Source organism: Bacteroides sp. MSK.18.37 (assembly GCF_019129155.2).
GTDB classification, from domain to species: domain Bacteria; phylum Bacteroidota; class Bacteroidia; order Bacteroidales; family Bacteroidaceae; genus Bacteroides; species Bacteroides ovatus.
This window is the reverse complement of sequence record NZ_JAHOIB020000001.1, coordinates 3,705,353-3,725,513: the sequence shown is the minus strand read 5'-3', so window position 1 is coordinate 3,725,513 and position 20,161 is coordinate 3,705,353. Positions and strand designations below refer to the sequence as shown.

The window sequence follows — 20,161 nt, the reverse complement described above, 5'->3', positions numbered from 1 at the left end:
TAATATGGAAAGAAGTTACTTCCAAGGTAGATTTCAGAAACAGTTTTTTGCCTTTTGTATTGGGAAATGAGCTACCTTTGCTACAAATCCATATAATATGAACAGAAACACTTTTTTTGTATTATTCCTATTAATAAGCAACCTTGTTTCAGGACAGGATCTGAAACTGTGGTATAGTCAACCTGCACAAAATTGGTCGGAAGCTCTCCCTATTGGTAACTCCCGTCTTGGAGCCATGGTATATGGCGGAATCGAACGCGAAGAATTACAACTCAACGAAGAAACATTTTGGGCAGGTTCTCCATACAATAATAATAACCCGAATGCCGTACATGTGCTACCGGTTGTACGCAAACTGATTTTTGAAGGGAGAAACAAGGAAGCGCAAAGACTCATTGACGCCAACTTCTTAACCCAGCAACACGGAATGAGTTATCTGACATTAGGTAGTCTTTACCTGGAATTTCCGGAACACCAAAACGCATCCGGCTTTTACCGCGATCTGAATCTGGAGAATGCAACGGCAACTACCCGTTATCAAGTGGATGACGTCACTTATACCCGCGCCACTTTTGCTTCATTTACTGATAATGTCATTATTATGCATATCAAAGCAAGTAAAGCAAACGCACTGAACTTTACTATTGCATATAACTGCCCTCTAGTACATAAGGTGAATGTTCAGAATGATAAGCTGACCGTCACCTGTCAAGGGAAAGAGCAGGAAGGTTTGAAAGCCGCACTACGGGCAGAATGTCAAATCCAGGTAAAAACGAATGGCACTCTCCGCCCGGCAGGAAATACGCTCCAAATAAATGAAGGAACAGAAGCCACCCTTTATATATCGGCAGCAACCAACTACGTAAACTACCAGAATGTCAGCGCCGATGAATCCCACCGAACCAGCGAATATCTGAAAAGAGCAATGCAAATACCTTACGAAAAAGCTCTCAAAAACCATATCGCTTATTATAAAAAACAATTTGACCGTGTACGCCTTACATTACCGGCAGGCAAAGCTTCCCAACTGGAGACTCCCAAACGAATTGAAAACTTCGGAAATGGGGAAGACATGGCAATGGCAGCTCTACTTTTCCATTATGGACGTTATCTGCTGATTTCTTCTTCACAACCGGGTGGGCAACCGGCTAATCTGCAAGGTATATGGAATAACAGTACTCATGCACCCTGGGATAGCAAATACACCATCAATATCAATACAGAAATGAACTATTGGCCGGCAGAAGTCACTAATTTAAGTGAAACACATAGTCCGTTATTCTCTATGTTGAAAGATTTATCCGTCACAGGAGCAGAAACAGCCCGAACCATGTATGATTGTCGGGGATGGGTGGCACATCATAACACTGACTTATGGAGAATCTGTGGTGTAGTCGATTTTGCAGCAGCCGGCATGTGGCCTAGCGGCGGCGCATGGTTAGCTCAACATATCTGGCAACATTACCTCTTTACAGGAAATAAAGAGTTCCTGAAAGAGTATTATCCCATCCTGAAAGGAACAGCGCAGTTCTACATGGATTTCTTGGTAGAACATCCAGTGTATAAATGGTTGGTAGTGTCGCCTTCTGTGTCGCCGGAACACGGTCCCATCACGGCCGGTTGCACAATGGACAATCAGATTGCCTTTGATGCACTGCATAATACCTTATTGGCTTCATACATCGCAGGTGAAGCCCCCTCTTTTCAAGACTCCCTCAAACAAACACTAGAGAAGTTGCCACCTATGCAAATAGGAAAGCATAACCAACTACAAGAATGGCTTGAAGATATTGACAATCCCAAGGACGAGCACCGTCATATTTCACATTTGTACGGGCTATATCCGAGTAATCAAATTTCTCCATACTCAAATCCCGAGTTATTCCAGGCAGCAAGAAACACATTGCTTCAACGCGGTGATAAGGCTACCGGTTGGAGTATCGGCTGGAAAGTCAATTTCTGGGCACGTATGCTGGATGGAAACCATGCCTTCCAAATCATTAAAAATATGATTCAACTATTGCCCAACGATCACTTGGCTAAAGAATATCCGAACGGGCGTACCTATCCCAATATGCTGGATGCCCATCCGCCTTTCCAGATTGACGGTAATTTCGGTTATACAGCCGGAGTAGCGGAAATGTTGCTCCAAAGTCATGACGGTGCCGTACATTTATTGCCGGCATTGCCTGATGCATGGGAAGAAGGAAGTGTGAAGGGGCTGGTGGCACGTGGAAACTTTACTGTCGATATGGACTGGAAAAACAATGTGTTAAATAAAGCGATCATCCGATCGAATATAGGCGGTACGCTCCGCATCCGGTCTTATGTCCCACTGAAAGGGAAAGGCTTAAAACAAGTAAACGGGAAAGAGTGCTCAAATAAATTATTCGCCACCACTCCTATCAAGCAACCTCTCGTAGCCAAAGGGGTAAGTGCGCAATCTCCCAAACTGCAGAAGGTTTATGAATATGACATCGAAACAAAGGCGGGTAAAACCTATATTGTAAATACAATCGAAGGAAAACAATAATACAGAAGAAGGGATAAATCTTTTCTCATGTTACATTATTTACAAACGATGTTACAACATCTGATTGTACTCCCGGAGCCTAATGAAAATATTCATTTTTTATTAGGTTATATTTAGGTTTTTAGTTTTCTTTGTACAACAAACAACGATCTATAACTATGAAAAATGTATTCACTTTTCTATTATTATTGTTTTCTTTGTTATGCAACGGGCAATCTCCTAAGTTATTCACTACTGACAAAGAACTCTCCAGTAGTCTGATTAATCAAATATATCAAGACCGGAACGGTTTCATTTGGATTGCAACAGAAGATGGTCTGAACCGTTATGACGGTGCTAAATTTACCATATACAAACATGAGCCCAATAATGAACATTCGTTAGCCCACAATTTTGTTCGTACTGTTTTTGAGGACAGCAAAGGTCATTTGTTTATCGGTACATATATGGGAATTCAAATGTATGATCCGGCTACAGACAATTTTACCCCACTTGCAATAAGGGAAGACAATGGAGAAATATTTGAAAGCAATATTGTTTCCTTTATCGAAAGGAGAAATGGAGAAATATGGGTATCCGGAAATATGTTGTGCAGGTTGAATATCAAAGATTACCTGTTGACTGTTCAAAAAATTGATATCCCCATGACATCAACAGGATTTATGATTGAAGACAAGAAACAGAATGTCTGGATAGCAAAAGACGAAGAAGGAGTATATCGTCTTGATTCTAATAACCAACTTACTTTATATTTATCTAAAGACAACGGATATGTCAAAAGTATATGTGAAGATTCACGTGGGAATATTTATGTAGGAAGTATGAGAAAAGGACTATTCGTCTATAACAAAAGACAAGACTCCTTTATACCTATTGATTTTAAAGAAAAGAGAGAACTTCCTATCTGTTTCCTCTATTCCGGACCGCAAAATGAATTATATATCGGAACTGATGGTAAAGGTATGAGTGTCTACAATAACCAAACTCATGAAATCTCCGAATACAATTTTGACAACAACTATTTTGATTCAAAAAATTCAAAAATACATTCTATCCTAAAAGACAATTCCGGTAACTTATGGTTGGCTGTTTATCAGAAAGGAGTCATGCAGATACCTGCCCGAACAAACAGTTTCAAGTATATAGGACATAAATCTATGGATAAAAACATGATCGGTTCCAGTTGTATAACCTCATTCTGCAAAGACAACAACGGTATGTTATGGGTTGGAACAGACAATGACGGAATTTATGCCCTGACAGAAAAGTTAGAACCGGCTAAACATTTCTCGCATACTAATCACCCTAATTCTGTGCCTTCAACAGTTATAAAACTATATGAAGATTCCGAGTACAACATTTGGGTCGGCTCCTTTATAAACGGTATGGGAAAGCTGAACAAACAGACAGGATTATGCGATTACCAGTACAAACTGGTAGATAAGAACAACAACTATATACAACGTGTATATGATTTCGCAGAAGATAAAAACAAGCGTCTTTGGATTGCGACAATGGGATTCGGTTTGTTCTACTATGACCTGAAAACGAAAGAATTTACATCCGTACAATCTCGGACATCTCTAATCAACGAATGGATAGATTGCCTGCACTATTCCGATGATAATAAGCTGTATGTCGGAACTTATGACGGTGTCAACTGTATAGACCTTGACAGTCCTGATTTTCAAAGTCATAAGATACTCTCACAAAATGTTATTTATTCAATCTTTGAAGATGCCGACGGAGTTGTCTGGTTGGGCAGTTCCGAAGGATTATCCGGTTGGAATAAAAAAACGAAAGAACTAACCACTTATACTACTGCAGACGGATTGCCCAGTAATACAATATATGCCATACAAGGAGACGGAAAAGATTTTCTTTGGATAAGCACCAATGCCGGAATTTCCCAATTCCAAAAGAAAAACAACAAATTTATCAATTATTATGTCAGCGACGGATTACAGGGAAATGAGTTCTACAAGAATGCCTCCTTCAAAGATAAACAAGGTATTATCTGGTTTGGCGGAATGAATGGTATCACCTATTTCAATCCGCAAGACATTATCAATCCGGCAAAAACATGGAATATCCGGATTACCGACTTTTTCCTGCATAACAATCCGGTTAGAAAAGGAATGAAATCCGGTATTCACAATATTATCAACTGCCCTGTATTCAACGCAAAAGAGTTTTATCTATCCCATAAAGACAATGTGTTCAGTATCGAGTTTGCCACTCTGGAATTAAATGCCCCCGAACACATCAACTACCTTTATTCTATCAACGATGAAAAATGGATTAGTTTGCCCAAAGGTGTAAACCGTATCTCATTCAGCAATCTGAAACCCGGTACCTATAACTTTAAAATCAGAGCAAAAGACAACACTGTGTATTCAAATATAAAAGAAATTACCATCTTTATATCTCCTGCATGGTATGCTTCATGGTGGGCCAAAGTTATCTACTCCTTATTATTACTGACCATTATATTTATCATTATTCTTCAGATCAGACATCGGTACAGAATGCATCAGGAAATGCTGCAACATATCCATGCCGAACAAATCAATGAAGCAAAATTGCAGTTCTTTATCAACATCTCTCATGAGATACGCACTCCGATGTCTCTAATCATCAGCCCTCTACAGAAACTGATTAAGAATGAGGAGAACAATGAACGCCTGAAAATATATCATATTATCTACAGAAATGCGGAACGTATTCTAAATCTTGTCAATCAACTAATGGATATTCGGAAAATTGATAAAGGACAAATGTTCCTGATGTTCCGGGAAACCAATATTATTCCTTTTATTGAGGATTTATGTACAACTTTCGGTCAACAGGCAAATACAAAAAATATCCGGCTACAACTTCACAGTACGCTCCGGGAACTGAATGTATGGGTAGACACAGGTAATTTTGATAAGATTATCCTGAATATTCTGTCTAATGCCTTCAAGTTTACTCCTGAAAAAGGAAACATAGATATTACCATCCGTACGGGAGAAGATAATACACTGCCCGATCCCTTGAAACAATATGCCGAAATAATTATCGCGGATACCGGAACAGGCATCGATGAACAGGAAAAAGAACATATCTTCGAACGTTTCTATCAGATCCGTAACAGCCAACAGAATCCGAAAGGAGGCACGGGAATAGGATTACATCTTACTCGTTCATTAGTGGAATTACATCATGGAATTATCTATGTAGAAAATAATAAAGAACAACCGGGTTGCCGTTTTATTATCCGATTACCGTTGGGTAACAAGCATCTACGACCTGAAGAAGTTGACAACAATGAGCAAAAGGTAACAGTAGCCGTACCAACTGTTCCTGTCATCTCTCCCATTATAGAAAATGAGGAAGAAAAGAAAGTCAGGGTAAAAACTAAATATCGCGTATTAATTGTAGAAGACGACGAAGAAATCCGAAATTATATAGCGAAGGAGTTTGGGGACAAATTTCATATCATGGAAAGCCGTAATGGTAAAGAAGCATTAGAGCAAATATTTAAAAAGGCTCCGGATTTAGTCATTAGTGACATCATGATGCCCGAAATGGACGGACTTACCTTATGCCGGAAGATCAAGCAGAATGTAAACCTCAACCATATCCCAGTCATTTTGCTTACTGCGAAAACGAGGGAAGAAGACAACCTGGAAGGTCTGAATACAGGAGCCGACGCCTATATCATGAAGCCATTCAATATCGAAATTCTGCAAAAGACGGTAGAAAATCTAATTAATACACGGCAGCAGTTACGCAAAGTATTTACAGGCCAGCAAAATCTGGAAAACAAGGTTCAGAAACTGGAAGTGAAATCACCCGATGAGAAATTGATGGAACGTATTATGAAAGTGATCAATGAAAACATCAGTAACCCTAACTTGACAATAGAGACAATCACCACCGAGGTAGGTATCAGCCGCGTACATCTTCACAGGAAACTCAAAGAGCTCACCAACCAGACAACCCGTGACTTTATACGTAATATACGTTTAAAAGAAGCCGCTCGTCTATTGTCCGAAAAACAGCATACCATATCCGAGATAGCCATGTTAACAGGATTCACTGATCCTAATAATTTCTCGACAACATTCAAAGAATTGTATGGAATGCCGCCTTCAATGTATATGAAAGAGCAGTTGAGTAAAAAAGAAGAGTAACCCAACTGCTCTCTAGCATGTTTATCTATTAAACTTGTACCAATCAAAGTTAAACAGTTTGCAGCCTTTACGTCCTTTGAATACAAAATAAATATCTTGTATTCCTGTGACCGGTTTTACAATATCAGCCTGCAATGTTTTCCAGCATTCCCAACCTCCCGTTGAAGGAATAGTCAGTTCCGCAATTAATGGTCCGCTTATACTGTCTGTACGTACTTCAAGTGTCCCGCCACGAAGGGCACTGGCAACGGTAGCAGTGAACCGTTTGGGAGATTTATTGCCGAAATCCACTTCACGTACCTTTATATAATCTCCATTATGAATGTCAGATATATATATACCGGTTTTCACATTTGGTTCGGACTTCACACCTTCAGAAAAAGCGATTGTTTCAGCTTCCACCCTTTCGTAAGGATTGAGCGTACCTACCGGTGACACCCCTTCCCGGGTAGCATTAATAATCGGGAAAGTGCCGTCAGCGTTATACTTAAATTGCTCCACCGCCGCACTTCGCCCGAAGCCTCCACCACCCGGCAGCTTACCCGTATGATAGAAGAAATAAGAATTGCCTTTATAGTCTATCACTCCACAATGGTTAGTAAACGAGCCCGTATCTTGTAAAGGCATGATTTCTCCCATATACTTCCACGGACCAAGAGGTCCGTCACTCATGGAATAGGCAATATGTTCGGGTACACCTCCGGCAGCATAAAGAAGATAGTATTTTCCTTCCCGTTTATAAAGCCATGGACCTTCTGTATAAGTATCTTTATACTTAACACCTTTGACACGCTTTTCCGGATTGGGTGCACCAAAGCTCTCAACAGTCTGTTCCAGTTTGCCCACTTCACCTTTCAAGGAAATCATGTCGTCATTCAGTTCTGCATAATAGATATTCGGATTTCCCCAATACAGATAAGCACGACCGTCATCATCTATATATACGGTAGGATCTATATAATCCCAGCTCCCGTCATGAAGCGGTTTGCCGATGGCATCTTTAAAAGGACCGACAGGCGAATCGCCTACCGCAACACCGATTGCCATCGTATTGGAAAGTTTGGAATGCAGGCAGACATACCAATAAAAGTTACCATTACGTTCGATGCACTGTGCTGCCCAGGCACGGTCGTCCGCCCAGTCGAATGATTCGATGGCAAGAGGAGAGCCGTGATCGGTCCAGTTCACCATATCTTTGGTAGAATACACGCGCCATTCCTGCATCCAGAAAAAATCAGCCTTATCTTCATCATGTCCCGTATAGACATACAATGTGCCATCATGCACCATAGGAGCAGGGTCTGACGTATAACAGGTTTGCACAAACGGATTTTGCGCTCCTGCCTCATGGGGTAGAGCACCTCCAAGCAGCAATAATGCCGCCACAAGTTTTGCTTTCAGATTCATATCATTTTCAATGTTTAAACAAGTGTGGAACAAACTCTTTCAGACAGCGTCTCCATGTGAGCCATTCGTGGCCGGTGCCTTGCGATTCATAATAAGCCACGTTGATGCCCAGTTTGCGGAGAGACTCCACCAACTGCTTCGTGCCCATCTGTTCGTCCGTGCCGCAGCCGAGGAAGAGATAATGCACTTTCTTGTTGAACTTACCTGCATCGGCAAACACACCGTCGAAGCACGTTTTCACGTCCAGCCCGAAAATCGCCCCGCTGAACCCGCCAATGTAGGAGAACATGTCGAGACGCGGCAACGCTGTTTGGAACGTCTGGTGTCCTCCCCACGACAAGCCTGCCATTGCACGGTGTTCGCGGTCGGTCTTGGTGCGGAATGTACGGTCTATCATCGGAATGAGGTCTTTCAAAATGACATCATAGAAAGAAGCGCCGTAAAGCGCACGCTCTTCGTTCACATCTTTCCCCGGACGCGGCACGAAGGGAGTCTCCACATCTCCGCTATCCATCACCACGAGCATGGGCACGCACTTGCCGGTGGCTATCAGGTTGTCCATGATGTAGTGCATATATCCCTGGGTGCTCCAGCCGGTTTCATCTTCTCCCATGCCGTGCTGCAAGTAGAGCACCGGATAGCGTTTTTTGGGGTGAGACTCATACTCTGCCGGTGTGTACACCATGCAACGACGAAACTCTTTCTTCGCTTCCGAATAATAGGTGCAGGAGCGCACTTGCCCATGCGACACTTGCTGCGGGCGATAGTAATCGCCCTCTGCCCCTTCGGGTATCTCGATGCCGCTCGCCATGCGGCAACAACCGAAGAAGGTGCACGAAGAGGGATCTACCACCCTGAATCCGTCTACCAACAGGAAATAATAGTGGAATCCCACCGGCAGCGGGTCGGTCTTCACGCTCCACCAGCCGTGCTCGTCCATGGCCATCTCATACTTCTTGCCGCAGACGTCTGCCTGCAAGCGTTTCACATCGGGAGCGTAGCAACGGAAATAAGCACGGTTGTCCTTGTCGATACGAGGGAAGTCGCTGCCGTGCATATTGGTGGGGGCTGCCACTGTGTGCTTACACACATCATCGGGCGAAGGAAGTTCAATGCCCATCAGGTGGAGTGCCTGTGCCGCATAGCGGCGTCCCAGCACCCGGTAACCGGCAGCATCGAAGTGAAGATGGTCGGGAGCACAGCTCAACCCCTTGGAGGAGACAATAGCGCAGTTCTTTATCACCTGCGGCAACATAGCAATTACCTCGTTCATGCCTGCACAAACACCACCGTGGTCGGCATTCACCACTTCACCGGCAATCAGGGGCACCTCGTCAGCCTGCAGATGAAGGTCAGCAAGCAGGTTGTCGTATACGCTCTTCACCTTTTGGGGCCACTCCTTGTCACCGGTGTTCGACTCGCCCTGATGTAGAAGTATCCCTTTTATCACACCGCTTTTCTGTGCAATGCGTGCCATCTCCACCAAACGGGTATACGGGTCGTTGTCATACTCTTTCAGCGTATTCACCATCCAGTCGGGAGCTGTTTTGATATACTCCTCGCATTTGTCTTTCTGGAAAAGCTCGATCCGGCACCCGCCTATCGCCACGTGCACCACTCCGATGCGCACATGCGGGGGCAAGTTTTCTACCAAGGTCCGTCCGAAATAATCAGCCGGTGTCAGCCCGGTGTTCGGACGGCACAGCGGAGCGCGGGCGGGATACCATTCGCCTTTCACGCGTCCCAACTCTTTATTGTCTACCGCCGCCAACACTTGGAAGCGTGCATCCACCAGCGTATCTTGTGCTTCATAGCGGGCATTGCCTTCCATGTTAGACTGCCCCAGACACAGATAAATGTAAAAGTTTGCATCCTGTGCAACCGCGCAAAGGCTTGCACACAACAAACAACTCAACAATAAAACCTTCTTCATTTACTATCTTTCTATATTATATTTATTCCAACTTCATGCTGCTTATCACAATCGGCTTGCCACCAGTCGACCAGAACCCGACAATGTAGAGGTGCGACGGGTCTACCCTATTGCCGTCAGTATCTTTCATCTGCTGCAAATCTACCACCACTCTGCGTGTCTGTCCGAAATCGTAGGTGGCGGGCTTCGTCCAGTAGTCGTTCTTGTCAAAAAGGCGGAAAGAGACACCGCACTCGTTGTCGTTGCCCAATTCCACGGTCAGCCTCCGGTAGCCCGACAAGTCAAGTCCGCCGGGGTATTTCCATCCGCCAAAGCCATATTTGCCTGTCACCAAGGTGCGGGTCGTTTCGTCAAAGGTGCCTTCTTCCCATATCGAAGGGTCAAACACGTCTTCCGTCAGCACAAAAGGCGAAACCACCGTCACCTGCAATGTCTGTTGCATGCTGTTTCCCGCTGCTGTGCGATAAGTCACCGTTACCGTAGCATTGCCTGGTGCCACTGCCACCAGTTTGCCAGTCGGCTCCACCTTCAGCACTTGTTCGTCCGAACTATTGATAGTCGCCTCGGCAGTCACCATTCGCGAGGTGCCATCTTTATACACCGCCTTCACTTTCAGGTAGTGCACTCCTCCCATCTGCAACGAGCGTGTCGCCTGCTCGCCCATCAGTTCCAGTCTCTCGGGCTCGCCATTGACGGTCACTCCTTCGGCATACTCCTTGAACCAATGATACATTGCCCACGGACAGGCTTCGGGATCGTTGAGGAACGTATAGTTGCCCTCTGTACCCGGCACGTCCTTAAACGCTGCCAGCTCGTGGCTTCTTGTAGTGAAAAAGAGCCACGACACATTTCCCGCATTGTCGGCTATATACTTGAAGTTGGCGCCGAACCCCTTGCCACCGGCTTCGCCTGTGATGCTTTTTCCCCAAGTAGCATCGTATTTCAAAGGTGCCCAATCTATTTCCGTCACCATGATGGGGGCAATCGCCGCCACCGGACCTACTTGCTTATCCCATCCGCGCTGGAAGGACTCGTAGCCGCCACCGGTAGAAGAGCCGATTCCTTCGCCACTGTCTTTTTCGGCATCGCTGCCATACCATCCGGGATAGCAGTGCACGGCAAAGCCGATGTTATCGCCCTCGATGCGGTGGGTGGCATACCCGGCATACTGCGACTGGTAGGCCAAGCCCGGCACCCAAATGATATTACGGCAATGGCTCCTTATCTTGTCTACAATGGACTGGAAGTAAATCTTTGCATTGGCAAAGCAGGCATCGGAGGTGCTGCCATAGGCTCCGTCGGTCCCTTTGATGTTGACCGGCTCATTGGCTAGTTCGAACATGATGTCCGTATTGTTCTTCACTTTGGGGTGTTGCGAAACGATGTCCCACACGTTAAGCAGAAACTGTTGATAGCTATCGCCCACCTCTATTCCCTGATAAGGAGCTTCGTTGGGGCATACCCCGGGCGGGCGCATCACCACATACATTCCCTTAGATACAAAATACTCCGCCATCGGCACAAACAGTTCGTCGAGATACTTGCGGAAACGGGTCTCGGAAAAGCGTTCGTGTCCTTCGTATCGCACAAACGGCTTTGAAGTATCATCGCTCCAATAAGGGTCGAGATGCATCCGCACGAAGTTGAACTTCCATCCGGCAGCCACAATTCCGTCTACCATACGTTTGTTATAGCTGAGACACGACTGCACATCGTAGTTAGTCCATGCGTTATCGTTAAAAAAGGGGCTGTAGGTCTGTGTAAATCCATGAAGATTGACCGTCTCGCCCTTTTCGTTTTTAAGGTAGCGTCCCTCTACGTGCAACACCGGCAACTGATGATAGTCTTTCTCCGGAGCAGGTTCGTCCTTAGGCGTTTCCGGTTCGGCAGGAATCTCCGGTTGTATAGGCAGAGAGCTTTCGTCCGAACAAGATACCAAAGCCACACCTATCCATGCCAGCAAATAAATTATCTTTTTCATATATGATGTTGATGTTACATAGTTGTTGCAAAAATATGCATTAAAACAATAAAGGCAGCGGATTCAATTCGCACCGCTGCCTTTTCTCACAAAACTCTATTATTTACCTGCCAATCCATCAGCAAAACCGGCATAAGTATGCTTACGATTGTAGTTAGAATCCCATAAACCTACAGGTTCACCGCCACGCCAGTTAGAATCACCGGGGGCACCAGGAGCATCGGTAGCACACCACTGCGTGATGCCGTATTGCTGTGCCACAGGAATAATCTCGAAGTATTTCTTCACGATAAACTTATAATATTCAGCCATCGCTTTATGTTGTTCTTCTGTCATATCCTTTGTCAACACCGTAGTGCCGCTTTCATCCACATATCCCATATCCAGCTCAGATACTTTCACGAGTTTGCCACTCTTGGCTAAGATTTCAAACATTTTCACTACATGTTCTTCTTGCTTCTGCTGGTCAGCAGCATTGGCGCGATAAGCCACGTGCATCTGTGTACCGATACCGTCAATCTTTGTCACACCGTCAGATTCCCACTTCTCTATCCAGTGTACCAAGCTCTTGGCTTTCTGATTGTTATCCCAAGTGGATTCCAGATTGTAATCGTTGATGAAAAGTTTGAGAGGTTTAACACCACCGTTTTCTGCATAATATTTACGGGCGGCAGCTACAACAATACGAACATAATCTTCACTACCCAAGTAATCTTGCCAGTAGAAATTATTGGCAGCGTCAGCACCGGCATTAGATGCAGATTGCAAGACATAGAAACCTTCACCGTCGTTGCCACCACCTGAAATAGCTTCGTTCACTACATCCCAAGTAGTCACGTAACCACCAGTAGCTTTCATCATTCCTTCAATCCAATTGTTCATTGCCCGAGTAAGCGCTTCTTTTTTCTCTTCGGGAGTAAGAGGAATAGTGTTACCTTTAGTAACTATTTGCAATTTGATATTATCAAAATAATATTTATTAGCAGGTGCATTGGGCGCGCCTACATCCAAGTTCCATGCAAAAGTCTGCATGTTTCCCTCAGGAGAAAGGGTAGTGTTAATAGTAATAGTTTTTTCAAAGTGTTGCCATTCCGTAGTGAAACTAACAGCACACCCACCATCATAATGAATATAAGCTCCAGGGGCAGCATGAGCCTGAGACTCAGAATTATTGGGTGTATCTGCACGATAATCGAAAGAGATACGTACAACATCATTTTCCACCAACGGACGGTCAGCATACAAAAAGAATTGAGTATCCCAACTGTTTGTTCCTCCACCAGCAGAAGTAACAACGAAAGCACGACTACCGTCTTTACCTACTCCATCAACAATATCGCAAGCAGCATTAGCTCCTCCCACATGAGTAGAAACAAAATTGGTAGTTTCACTGCCTTGCGCATCACCATTAGTAATGATGTCAGTTAAAATCTCTACTGCCGCATCTCCCGGTGTAGGTATAATTGAATAAGAATGCGCATGCCAACTTGGTTTAGACCAATTAGAAGGCAGATTTCCTTCTTCAAAAGTTCCGTTCTTTATCATATTTTGCTCAGAACCTTTTTCAACCAGCACCATGTCATCAAACCAAAGATCTCCTCCAAACTGTCCGAAATTGAATAACAAACGAGAACAATCACTATTAGGTGTAAATTCAATGCTTATTGTGCTCCATGTAGTTCCTGCTGAAATCTGTGGTATGCCATAATGTGTATTACCAGCATTCGGTGTTTCTATCCAAAGCGGAAATGTCACAGCTGATGAAGCCTTGGTTCTCATAGAGAATACATAAGATTTCCCTTGTAAAAGAGGAGATTCCAAATCATAGTAATTTTGCCAATCCCATGGATTCGCCTTCGCTTCAGAAGTATTGATATGCAAACAATTTCCTTCTCCTACAGAGGGCGGCAATTCTTTGTCTTTAATCAAAGAATTCAAATACTTATTATTCTGCTGTGCATGCCAAGCCAATGTATGTCCATATATAGTAATTCCGGCAGCTTGGGCGGCAGTGACAAATTTATCCACAGTTTCGAAATTCATCTCCCCTTTATCGTTCACACACGAAGCATATTTCATCGCATTGCCTGCGGTCACTTCGTCGAAGTTGGCTTCCGCTAAACGAAATACCAATCCTCCTTCGATAAATTCGTTGGCTGCCAACGCTAATCCCAATTTAAAATCGGGATTAGCTGCACGGTCTATGTACGATTTCAGCGGGGCATAATCATTCAGATACTCGTATTGCGCTATCGACTCCGGTTTTGTCACCGTGACATCGGCAATCTCGGTATCCACGCAAGAAGCCAGCAAAGCTGCTACCAGCGTGCCCCATACCATATTATTTTTTCTATTCATCTTCATGTAGTTTTCTTAAATTGTTTAGATTGCGGTTCACTTCAACTTCACGTTAAAAGTTTCAAATTTGCTCTGTCTGTCGCGTGACACCAGCGCGTCCGTGCTGCTACATTTGGCAGTGCCCGTTTCACCGGTCACAGCATTCAACACATAAGGCGCATAAGTCACTTCATAGGTCAGTTCGAACAGGTCGCGGTCTTTGTCGCCCCACGCTTTCTTGGCACCATGATAGGTCCACTTGCCCGAACCGCTTGCCTGAGCCCCCGGTGTGTCGGTAGTGATGGAGCAATTGCCGTTGTCGTCAACCGTTATCACCAAGTCCATTGTCAACGTTTGCTTGGAAGATTCGCCTTTCTCATTCACCACATCCACCGAAAGCGAAAGAGGATAACGCACTTTGTTGAGGGCAATAGTTCCCAATGTACGTTGGTCTGCTTTCTCTATATTCTGCGGGTTACGGTTGAGCGTAGAAGTGTTGCCATTGATGTCGAGCTGGTCTGTGCCACGACTCAACCAAACGCCCTCATACTTGTTTTTGTAGGTCACCCCATAAAGCGCATAGTCTTTGGGAAGCACGTCCCAGTCTGCCACATTCAAGCGATTGGGAGACTCAACTTTAGGTTTGCCCGCCAAGATAGAGTCTGAAGCCTGTGCTAACCGTACCGGAATGACATAGGTGAGTTCGGGCGTGAGAGGATCATTGAAGAAAGCATCGGTCAACTGTATGTCCATACGTCCATAAATGTCTCCTTTGGGAAATACCACCTGTTCCGAAGAATAAGTATAATATTCCTTAGGCATAGGAAGTATCGGCTTGCCATTGTCGAAATAAGCATTGGTACACAAACTTTCATCGATAACAATCTGTGCTGTGCGCTCTTTGCGGTTTGACCACACACCGCCCAATGTAGCGATGATCTGCATCCGATATTCATTGTCTTGTTCGGTAGGATATACATCTTCGCCCAATGTGATGGTGCGTATAGGAGTCTGAGTAGCAAAACTGATGGTCTGATATTCGTAATCGTCGAATTCTTTGTCTCCGTTTTCACAGCCGGCAAACAACAAGCCAAGGACCATGCATTTCATTATTGTCTTATTCATAATCATTGTATGCTTTAGCATTTTATTAAATTTACACTATCGGTTTACCAACCCTGATTCTGTTTCAGTTCGTCATACTTAAGAACTTCCGAATAAGGAATAGGACCGTAATACATATACTCACTGAACGAGCGTTTGTCTACCTCCATTGGAGTATAACGGGTTCCACTGATATTCATCCCTTTAGCGGTTTCGGTCAGATTGCTCTTCCAGCGGCGCAAATCCCAGAAACGGAAACCTTCGAAACAAAGTTCGATGCGACGTTCGTTGCGGATGAGTTCCGCCATCTTTGCCTGATCGTTCTTGATGGATTCCAAGTAAGCATCACCATTGTCGCGACCGATGCCGGCACGGTGGCGCAACTTTTTCACCACATCATAAGCAGAATAGCCGTTGCCTCCTTTATCTTGCGGACCGTACGCCTGATTTGCCGCCTCGGCATACGCCAAGAATATCTCGGTATAGCGGATGCGCGGTGTGTAATGATACTGGTCGGCTTTCGCATTCGGGTCGAGGCTGATGTCCTGACGCAACAGTTTGCGCAGATAGTATCCGGTACGGGTAGAACGTCCTACCACCTTGTTCAGTGCATCATTGGTAGTTCCGTCGGCTGCCGTAAAGATTTCCTTATTCGTATTGCCTGCCTTACAACCATTATAGAGAATGTATGCTTCCAAGCGCGGGTCACGGTTGGCATACGGAAGATTTTCATCATATTCGCCGGACAGATGAGACACCGGATAACCGTTCAGCATCGGGAATGCATCCACCAGATTTTGAGTTGGGTTGATACGTCCGTTACCGTAGAGTGTGGGCGGGAAGTTATCTTCTTCGAGCGAGAGGGATTTGGCACGTTCACCACGCCACAGAATTTCAGCAGGTGATTCGGTTGGGCTAAGTTTTTCAATATCATCTACATTGCAATACCATGTCCATCCGGTAGGATCCATACCGTCTACCCCTCCGATATGATTCAGTACCTTTGCAGCACTAGCAGCAGCCGTTTTCCAATCAACGCCTGACTGGTCACTATATGCCGGACTGGCAGCAAGCAAATCCGCTTTTGCCACAAACGCTTCCACCACCTTTCCAGACATACGGCCGATAAAGTTTGCGCCAAACACACGGGTGACTTTGCCTTGGTCTGCTCCTGCATATTTAGCAGACAAGCGTTGCATTTCCGCTGCGTCACCATATTCCCAAGGCAATCCTTCGAGTGCCCACCGGGCGTCTTCTTTCAACGCCTTCATGCAATCTACAAATGTGCTGCGGGGCACATTGAAATTGGATCCGGCTGCTTCCGGTTCGGTCAGGATGGGCACCCCCATCAACACACCGTCTTCGGTATAGCCCGCATGGGCTTCGAGGAGGTAATACATATACATGGCACGCAAGCCATAGGCTTCCGCTTTCTCACGGTCGCAGAACATCTGCGCCACCACTTCGTCTTTCGCCCATTTCACCTTGTCGGCATTGGCAAGGAAAAGATTGATATACTGTATGGCGGAACGGCAGGAAGTCCAACGGTCGGCAGGATTGTTGTTTGCCGTCCACATGCCGGAGGCTATTTTACGCCAGCTGTTTTCCGCATCATTGCTCACAGCGTCATCGGTAGCCACGTCGTTGAAAGAATAGCCTGCGCAGGGTATGCGTGTATAGGCATTTGCCAGTATTCCTTCGGCATATTGCGAATTCTCGTACATATATTCCAGTCCGAGGTTGTTCTCGATAGCCGGTTCGAACAAGTCATCGCATCCGGTCAGACAAGCGGCAAAGGCACATATTGTTATAATTTTCTTCATGACTTATTTATTCTATATTTTTATATTCTACAACGAGAGACCCATCAAAAGTCTACCTTTACACCCAGTGCGTACGAACGGCATTGGGGAGAAGTCCCTACATTCATCTCCATATATTTACGCTCCTTCGCCAAGGTCAACAGGCTTGTTCCGTTGGCATAGATTTGTAAACCTTTCACAAGTTTGCCTTTCAGCATAGCAGCCGGGAAGTCGTAAGACAATTGAACACGGTTCAAATCGAAACGTGAAGTGTCGTACAACCAGAAGTCGGAAGCCACAAAGTTCAGGTCGCCACCTTGTGTTGTGAGACGCGGGTATGTGGCGATATCTGCCGTCTCTTCCGTCCAGCGTCCGCGAACCACTTCAGAATATTTGCGATCGCCATACACGTGCATATAACTATTATTCTTCAGTCCTTTGCCACCAAACGATCCGGTGCCTGCCACAAACAATGTGAAGCCTTTGTACTTGGCAGTCAGGTTGAGACCCATCACCCAGGAAGCACCCCACTTGCCCAATACCACCTGGTCTTGCTCATTGATGACACCATCGTTGTTTTGGTCTACATACTTCAAATCACCGGGTTTGGTATTAGCATTCACCTTTGCCGAGCTTTCCACATCGGCAGCGTCTTTGAAGAATCCGATGCATTGATATCCGCGCAAAGCATCAATCGCCTCACCTTCGGCTTTCAGCCAGTCATATTTCACATTCTCGTCCCATTTGGTGTTCTTGGAGGTGTAGTACATACCCACAAGCCCCACATTCCATTCAAAGTCACCGTGCTTTTTGCCCACATTTACACTCAAGTCCACACCCGTACGACGTTGGTTGTTCATGTTAATATAAGGACGCATATCGGACTTCGGATAATAAGTCTGGAAATAAGACGGATAATTTTGGGGCTGCGCCAGCAATCCTTCGGTATTGGTTACGAAGTAATTGGCATTGAGTCTCACCAATCCCTTCCAAAGAGAAGCGTCCAATCCTACCGTAAATTCCTTACGCTTGATGTAGCCGAGGTCGGGGTTTCCACCTTGCAGGAAGTCGGTGGTCTGCATCGAGTTGTTTACCTCGCTCCATCCCCACCACGTACCTGCCTGTGTAAACTTGGTAGCATACATGTAGTAATCACTGATATCCAAATCCTGATTGAGCACACTATAGCCTGCCATCAGTTTCAGGTTATCGAGCCAATCGGCATCTTTGAGGAAACCCTCTTCGGAAAGACGCCATCCCAACGTAAACGAAGGCGAAAGCCCTATCCGGTTGCCTTCGGGCAATTTGGCGGAATGAACCGCTGCCATGCTGAAATCGGCGTAATACTTACCGGCATAGTTATAATCGAGTTGCAAACCCAAGTTGGAATTGCTAGTGCGATGGTAGGTACCCGAATAGGTCTGCTGGCTGCCTTGAGCCAACAACAATGCATTCACATGATGATTGTCGGCAAAAGTGTTCTGATAGCCGAACTGTGCAGAGAAATAAATGGTCTGATACGCCGTACTGCCCGATACGTTTTGCGTACCGGTATGCTTGTCCATATTGTACTTAGTCAATGAAGTAATACGGTCGCCTCCGAAAGCATTGTTCCAAGAGGCTTCATACACTGCATAGTCGTCGTCGATAGAAGTGATGTAAGAAGTTCCGTAGTCTACGGAGAACTGTGTACGGAATGACAATCCTTTCAGTACTTTATACAAATCGAGGTTGATTCCCGCATCAAACTGGAAACGACGTGAAGTAGCTTTCTGATAACCGGACGCATACATGGCAGCAAAAGGATTAGTCATGTTCAACTGCGTACCTCCCAATAGATATTTGCCGTCAATAAGGTAATTGCTATTATTGATCAACGTCCACGAAGCAGCATCGTTTTTATCGACAAACTCAATGGGAATGAAAGGTACAAGAGGCGCCGAACCGGGAGCAGTCGGACGTAACGTAGCCGAGTTAGCCCAGTAGTCTGCCTTATCGTGACGGGAATCGTAGAAGATAGCATTTGCATTTACCCAACCGCTGATCCAATCGTTCATACGCAAATCCACATTACCGCGGATATTCAGGCGCGAATTGCGGTTGTTCTTACTTTCACCGAAGTTGAGCAAGTCGTTGGAACTCTCGTAACCGATGTTCGTATAGAAGTTGGCGTAGCGTCCGCCGCCCGAAAACTCGGCCACTCCGTTATAGTCCTGACTTGTCTTCCGAATATAGTCATCGGAAAAGAAGTTGATGTTCGGATAACGGTAAGGGTTACTTCCGCTTGCATAGTTGTAAATCTGCTCATCCGAGAAAGCGGGATCCAACCCGTCGTTACGCAACGCCTCGTTATACAACGTCATGTATTCGGCAGAAGCCAGATATTTAGGATAGCTTTTAGGCACATTGATACCGGCATTGGCACGCGCACTCACCCGCAAGTCTTTATCGCATCCGCGCTTCGTGGTGATAAGAATGACTCCCTTCGCACCACGGCTGCCGTAAAGCACCACGGCTTGCGCTGCTTTGAGGAATGTGATTTGGGCTATTTCGGTAGGACGAATGTTGTTTGCCTCACGAGGGACTCCGTCTACCAATACCAACGCTTCGCCCATGTTCCATAATTGTCCGTTGTAACCTCCCACTAAAGATTGCATATTGTCGAGACTGTACAGCGAATAACTTTTATTAGTCAGTTCCTCTACATTGACGGACGAGACACCACCCATCAAATCCGCCCGGTCCACTGTGCGGAAAGCCACATTCACTTTCTGAGCCAATGTATCAGTCTTCTCCACATCCGTCTGAGCCATCAGCCCGGCAGAAGCAAACAATAGTCCGGCGCTAAGAATTATATTTTTATGAATTTGTTTCATGATATTCTAT

Annotated in this window: 9 protein-coding genes; 2 read left to right on the top strand and 7 right to left on the bottom strand. The window is 45.3% G+C overall.

Annotated features, from left to right (window positions below; genetic code table 11):
- Window positions 1–97 precede the first annotated feature (97 nt).
- Complete coding sequence (locus KSX81_RS14535) at window positions 98–2,533, top strand: glycosyl hydrolase family 95 catalytic domain-containing protein (RefSeq protein ID WP_217725429.1); 2,436 nt, start codon at window positions 98–100, stop codon at window positions 2,531–2,533.
- A gap of 158 nt (window positions 2,534–2,691) precedes the next feature.
- A complete protein-coding gene (locus KSX81_RS14530) occupies window positions 2,692–6,711 on the top strand; it encodes a two-component regulator propeller domain-containing protein (RefSeq protein WP_217725430.1) in 4,020 nt (1,339 codons plus the stop codon).
- 21 nt (window positions 6,712–6,732) lie between these two features.
- On the opposite strand, the gene KSX81_RS14525 is transcribed toward KSX81_RS14530, so the two are convergent.
- The 7 genes from KSX81_RS14525 to KSX81_RS14495 form a co-directional block, all read right to left on the bottom strand.
- Complete coding sequence (locus KSX81_RS14525; protein WP_217725431.1) at window positions 6,733–8,118, bottom strand: glycoside hydrolase family 43 protein; 1,386 nt, start codon at window positions 8,116–8,118, stop codon at window positions 6,733–6,735.
- 7 nt (window positions 8,119–8,125) lie between these two features.
- Window positions 8,126–10,051 (bottom strand): sialate O-acetylesterase, encoded by a 1,926-nt coding sequence (locus KSX81_RS14520; RefSeq protein ID WP_217725432.1) that lies wholly within the window; start codon window positions 10,049–10,051, stop codon window positions 8,126–8,128.
- Between the two features lie 22 nt (window positions 10,052–10,073).
- Window positions 10,074–12,032, bottom strand: coding sequence for a cellulase family glycosylhydrolase (locus KSX81_RS14515; RefSeq protein WP_217725433.1), 1,959 nt, complete (start codon window positions 12,030–12,032; stop codon window positions 10,074–10,076).
- A gap of 99 nt (window positions 12,033–12,131) precedes the next feature.
- Entirely contained in the window at window positions 12,132–14,396 is a 2,265-nt protein-coding gene (locus tag KSX81_RS14510) for an endo-1,4-beta-xylanase (RefSeq protein ID WP_015532249.1), read from the bottom strand.
- A gap of 30 nt (window positions 14,397–14,426) precedes the next feature.
- On the bottom strand, window positions 14,427–15,494 hold the full coding sequence (locus KSX81_RS14505; RefSeq protein ID WP_224262915.1) for a DUF5627 domain-containing protein: 1,068 nt from the start codon (window positions 15,492–15,494) through the stop codon (window positions 14,427–14,429).
- Window positions 15,495–15,538: 44 nt separating this feature from the next.
- On the bottom strand, window positions 15,539–17,296 hold the full coding sequence (locus tag KSX81_RS14500; RefSeq protein WP_217725434.1) for a RagB/SusD family nutrient uptake outer membrane protein: 1,758 nt from the start codon (window positions 17,294–17,296) through the stop codon (window positions 15,539–15,541).
- 44 nt (window positions 17,297–17,340) lie between these two features.
- Window positions 17,341–20,151 carry a SusC/RagA family TonB-linked outer membrane protein gene (locus tag KSX81_RS14495; protein WP_004309632.1) on the bottom strand — a complete coding sequence of 937 codons (2,811 nt, stop codon included), beginning with the start codon at window positions 20,149–20,151 and terminating at the stop codon, window positions 17,341–17,343.
- Between the last annotated feature and the right edge of the window lie 10 nt (window positions 20,152–20,161).

Coding starts and splice junctions, on each gene's coding strand:
- KSX81_RS14535 (WP_217725429.1), top strand. CDS start 98: ATGAACAGAAACACTTTTTTTGTATTATTCCTATTAATAAGCAACCTT.
- KSX81_RS14530 (WP_217725430.1), top strand. CDS start 2,692: ATGAAAAATGTATTCACTTTTCTATTATTATTGTTTTCTTTGTTATGC.
- KSX81_RS14525 (WP_217725431.1), bottom strand. CDS start 8,118: ATGAATCTGAAAGCAAAACTTGTGGCGGCATTATTGCTGCTTGGAGGT.
- KSX81_RS14520 (WP_217725432.1), bottom strand. CDS start 10,051: ATGAAGAAGGTTTTATTGTTGAGTTGTTTGTTGTGTGCAAGCCTTTGC.
- KSX81_RS14515 (WP_217725433.1), bottom strand. CDS start 12,032: ATGAAAAAGATAATTTATTTGCTGGCATGGATAGGTGTGGCTTTGGTA.
- KSX81_RS14510 (WP_015532249.1), bottom strand. CDS start 14,396: ATGAAGATGAATAGAAAAAATAATATGGTATGGGGCACGCTGGTAGCA.
- KSX81_RS14505 (WP_224262915.1), bottom strand. CDS start 15,494: ATGAATAAGACAATAATGAAATGCATGGTCCTTGGCTTGTTGTTTGCC.
- KSX81_RS14500 (WP_217725434.1), bottom strand. CDS start 17,296: ATGAAGAAAATTATAACAATATGTGCCTTTGCCGCTTGTCTGACCGGA.
- KSX81_RS14495 (WP_004309632.1), bottom strand. CDS start 20,151: ATGAAACAAATTCATAAAAATATAATTCTTAGCGCCGGACTATTGTTT.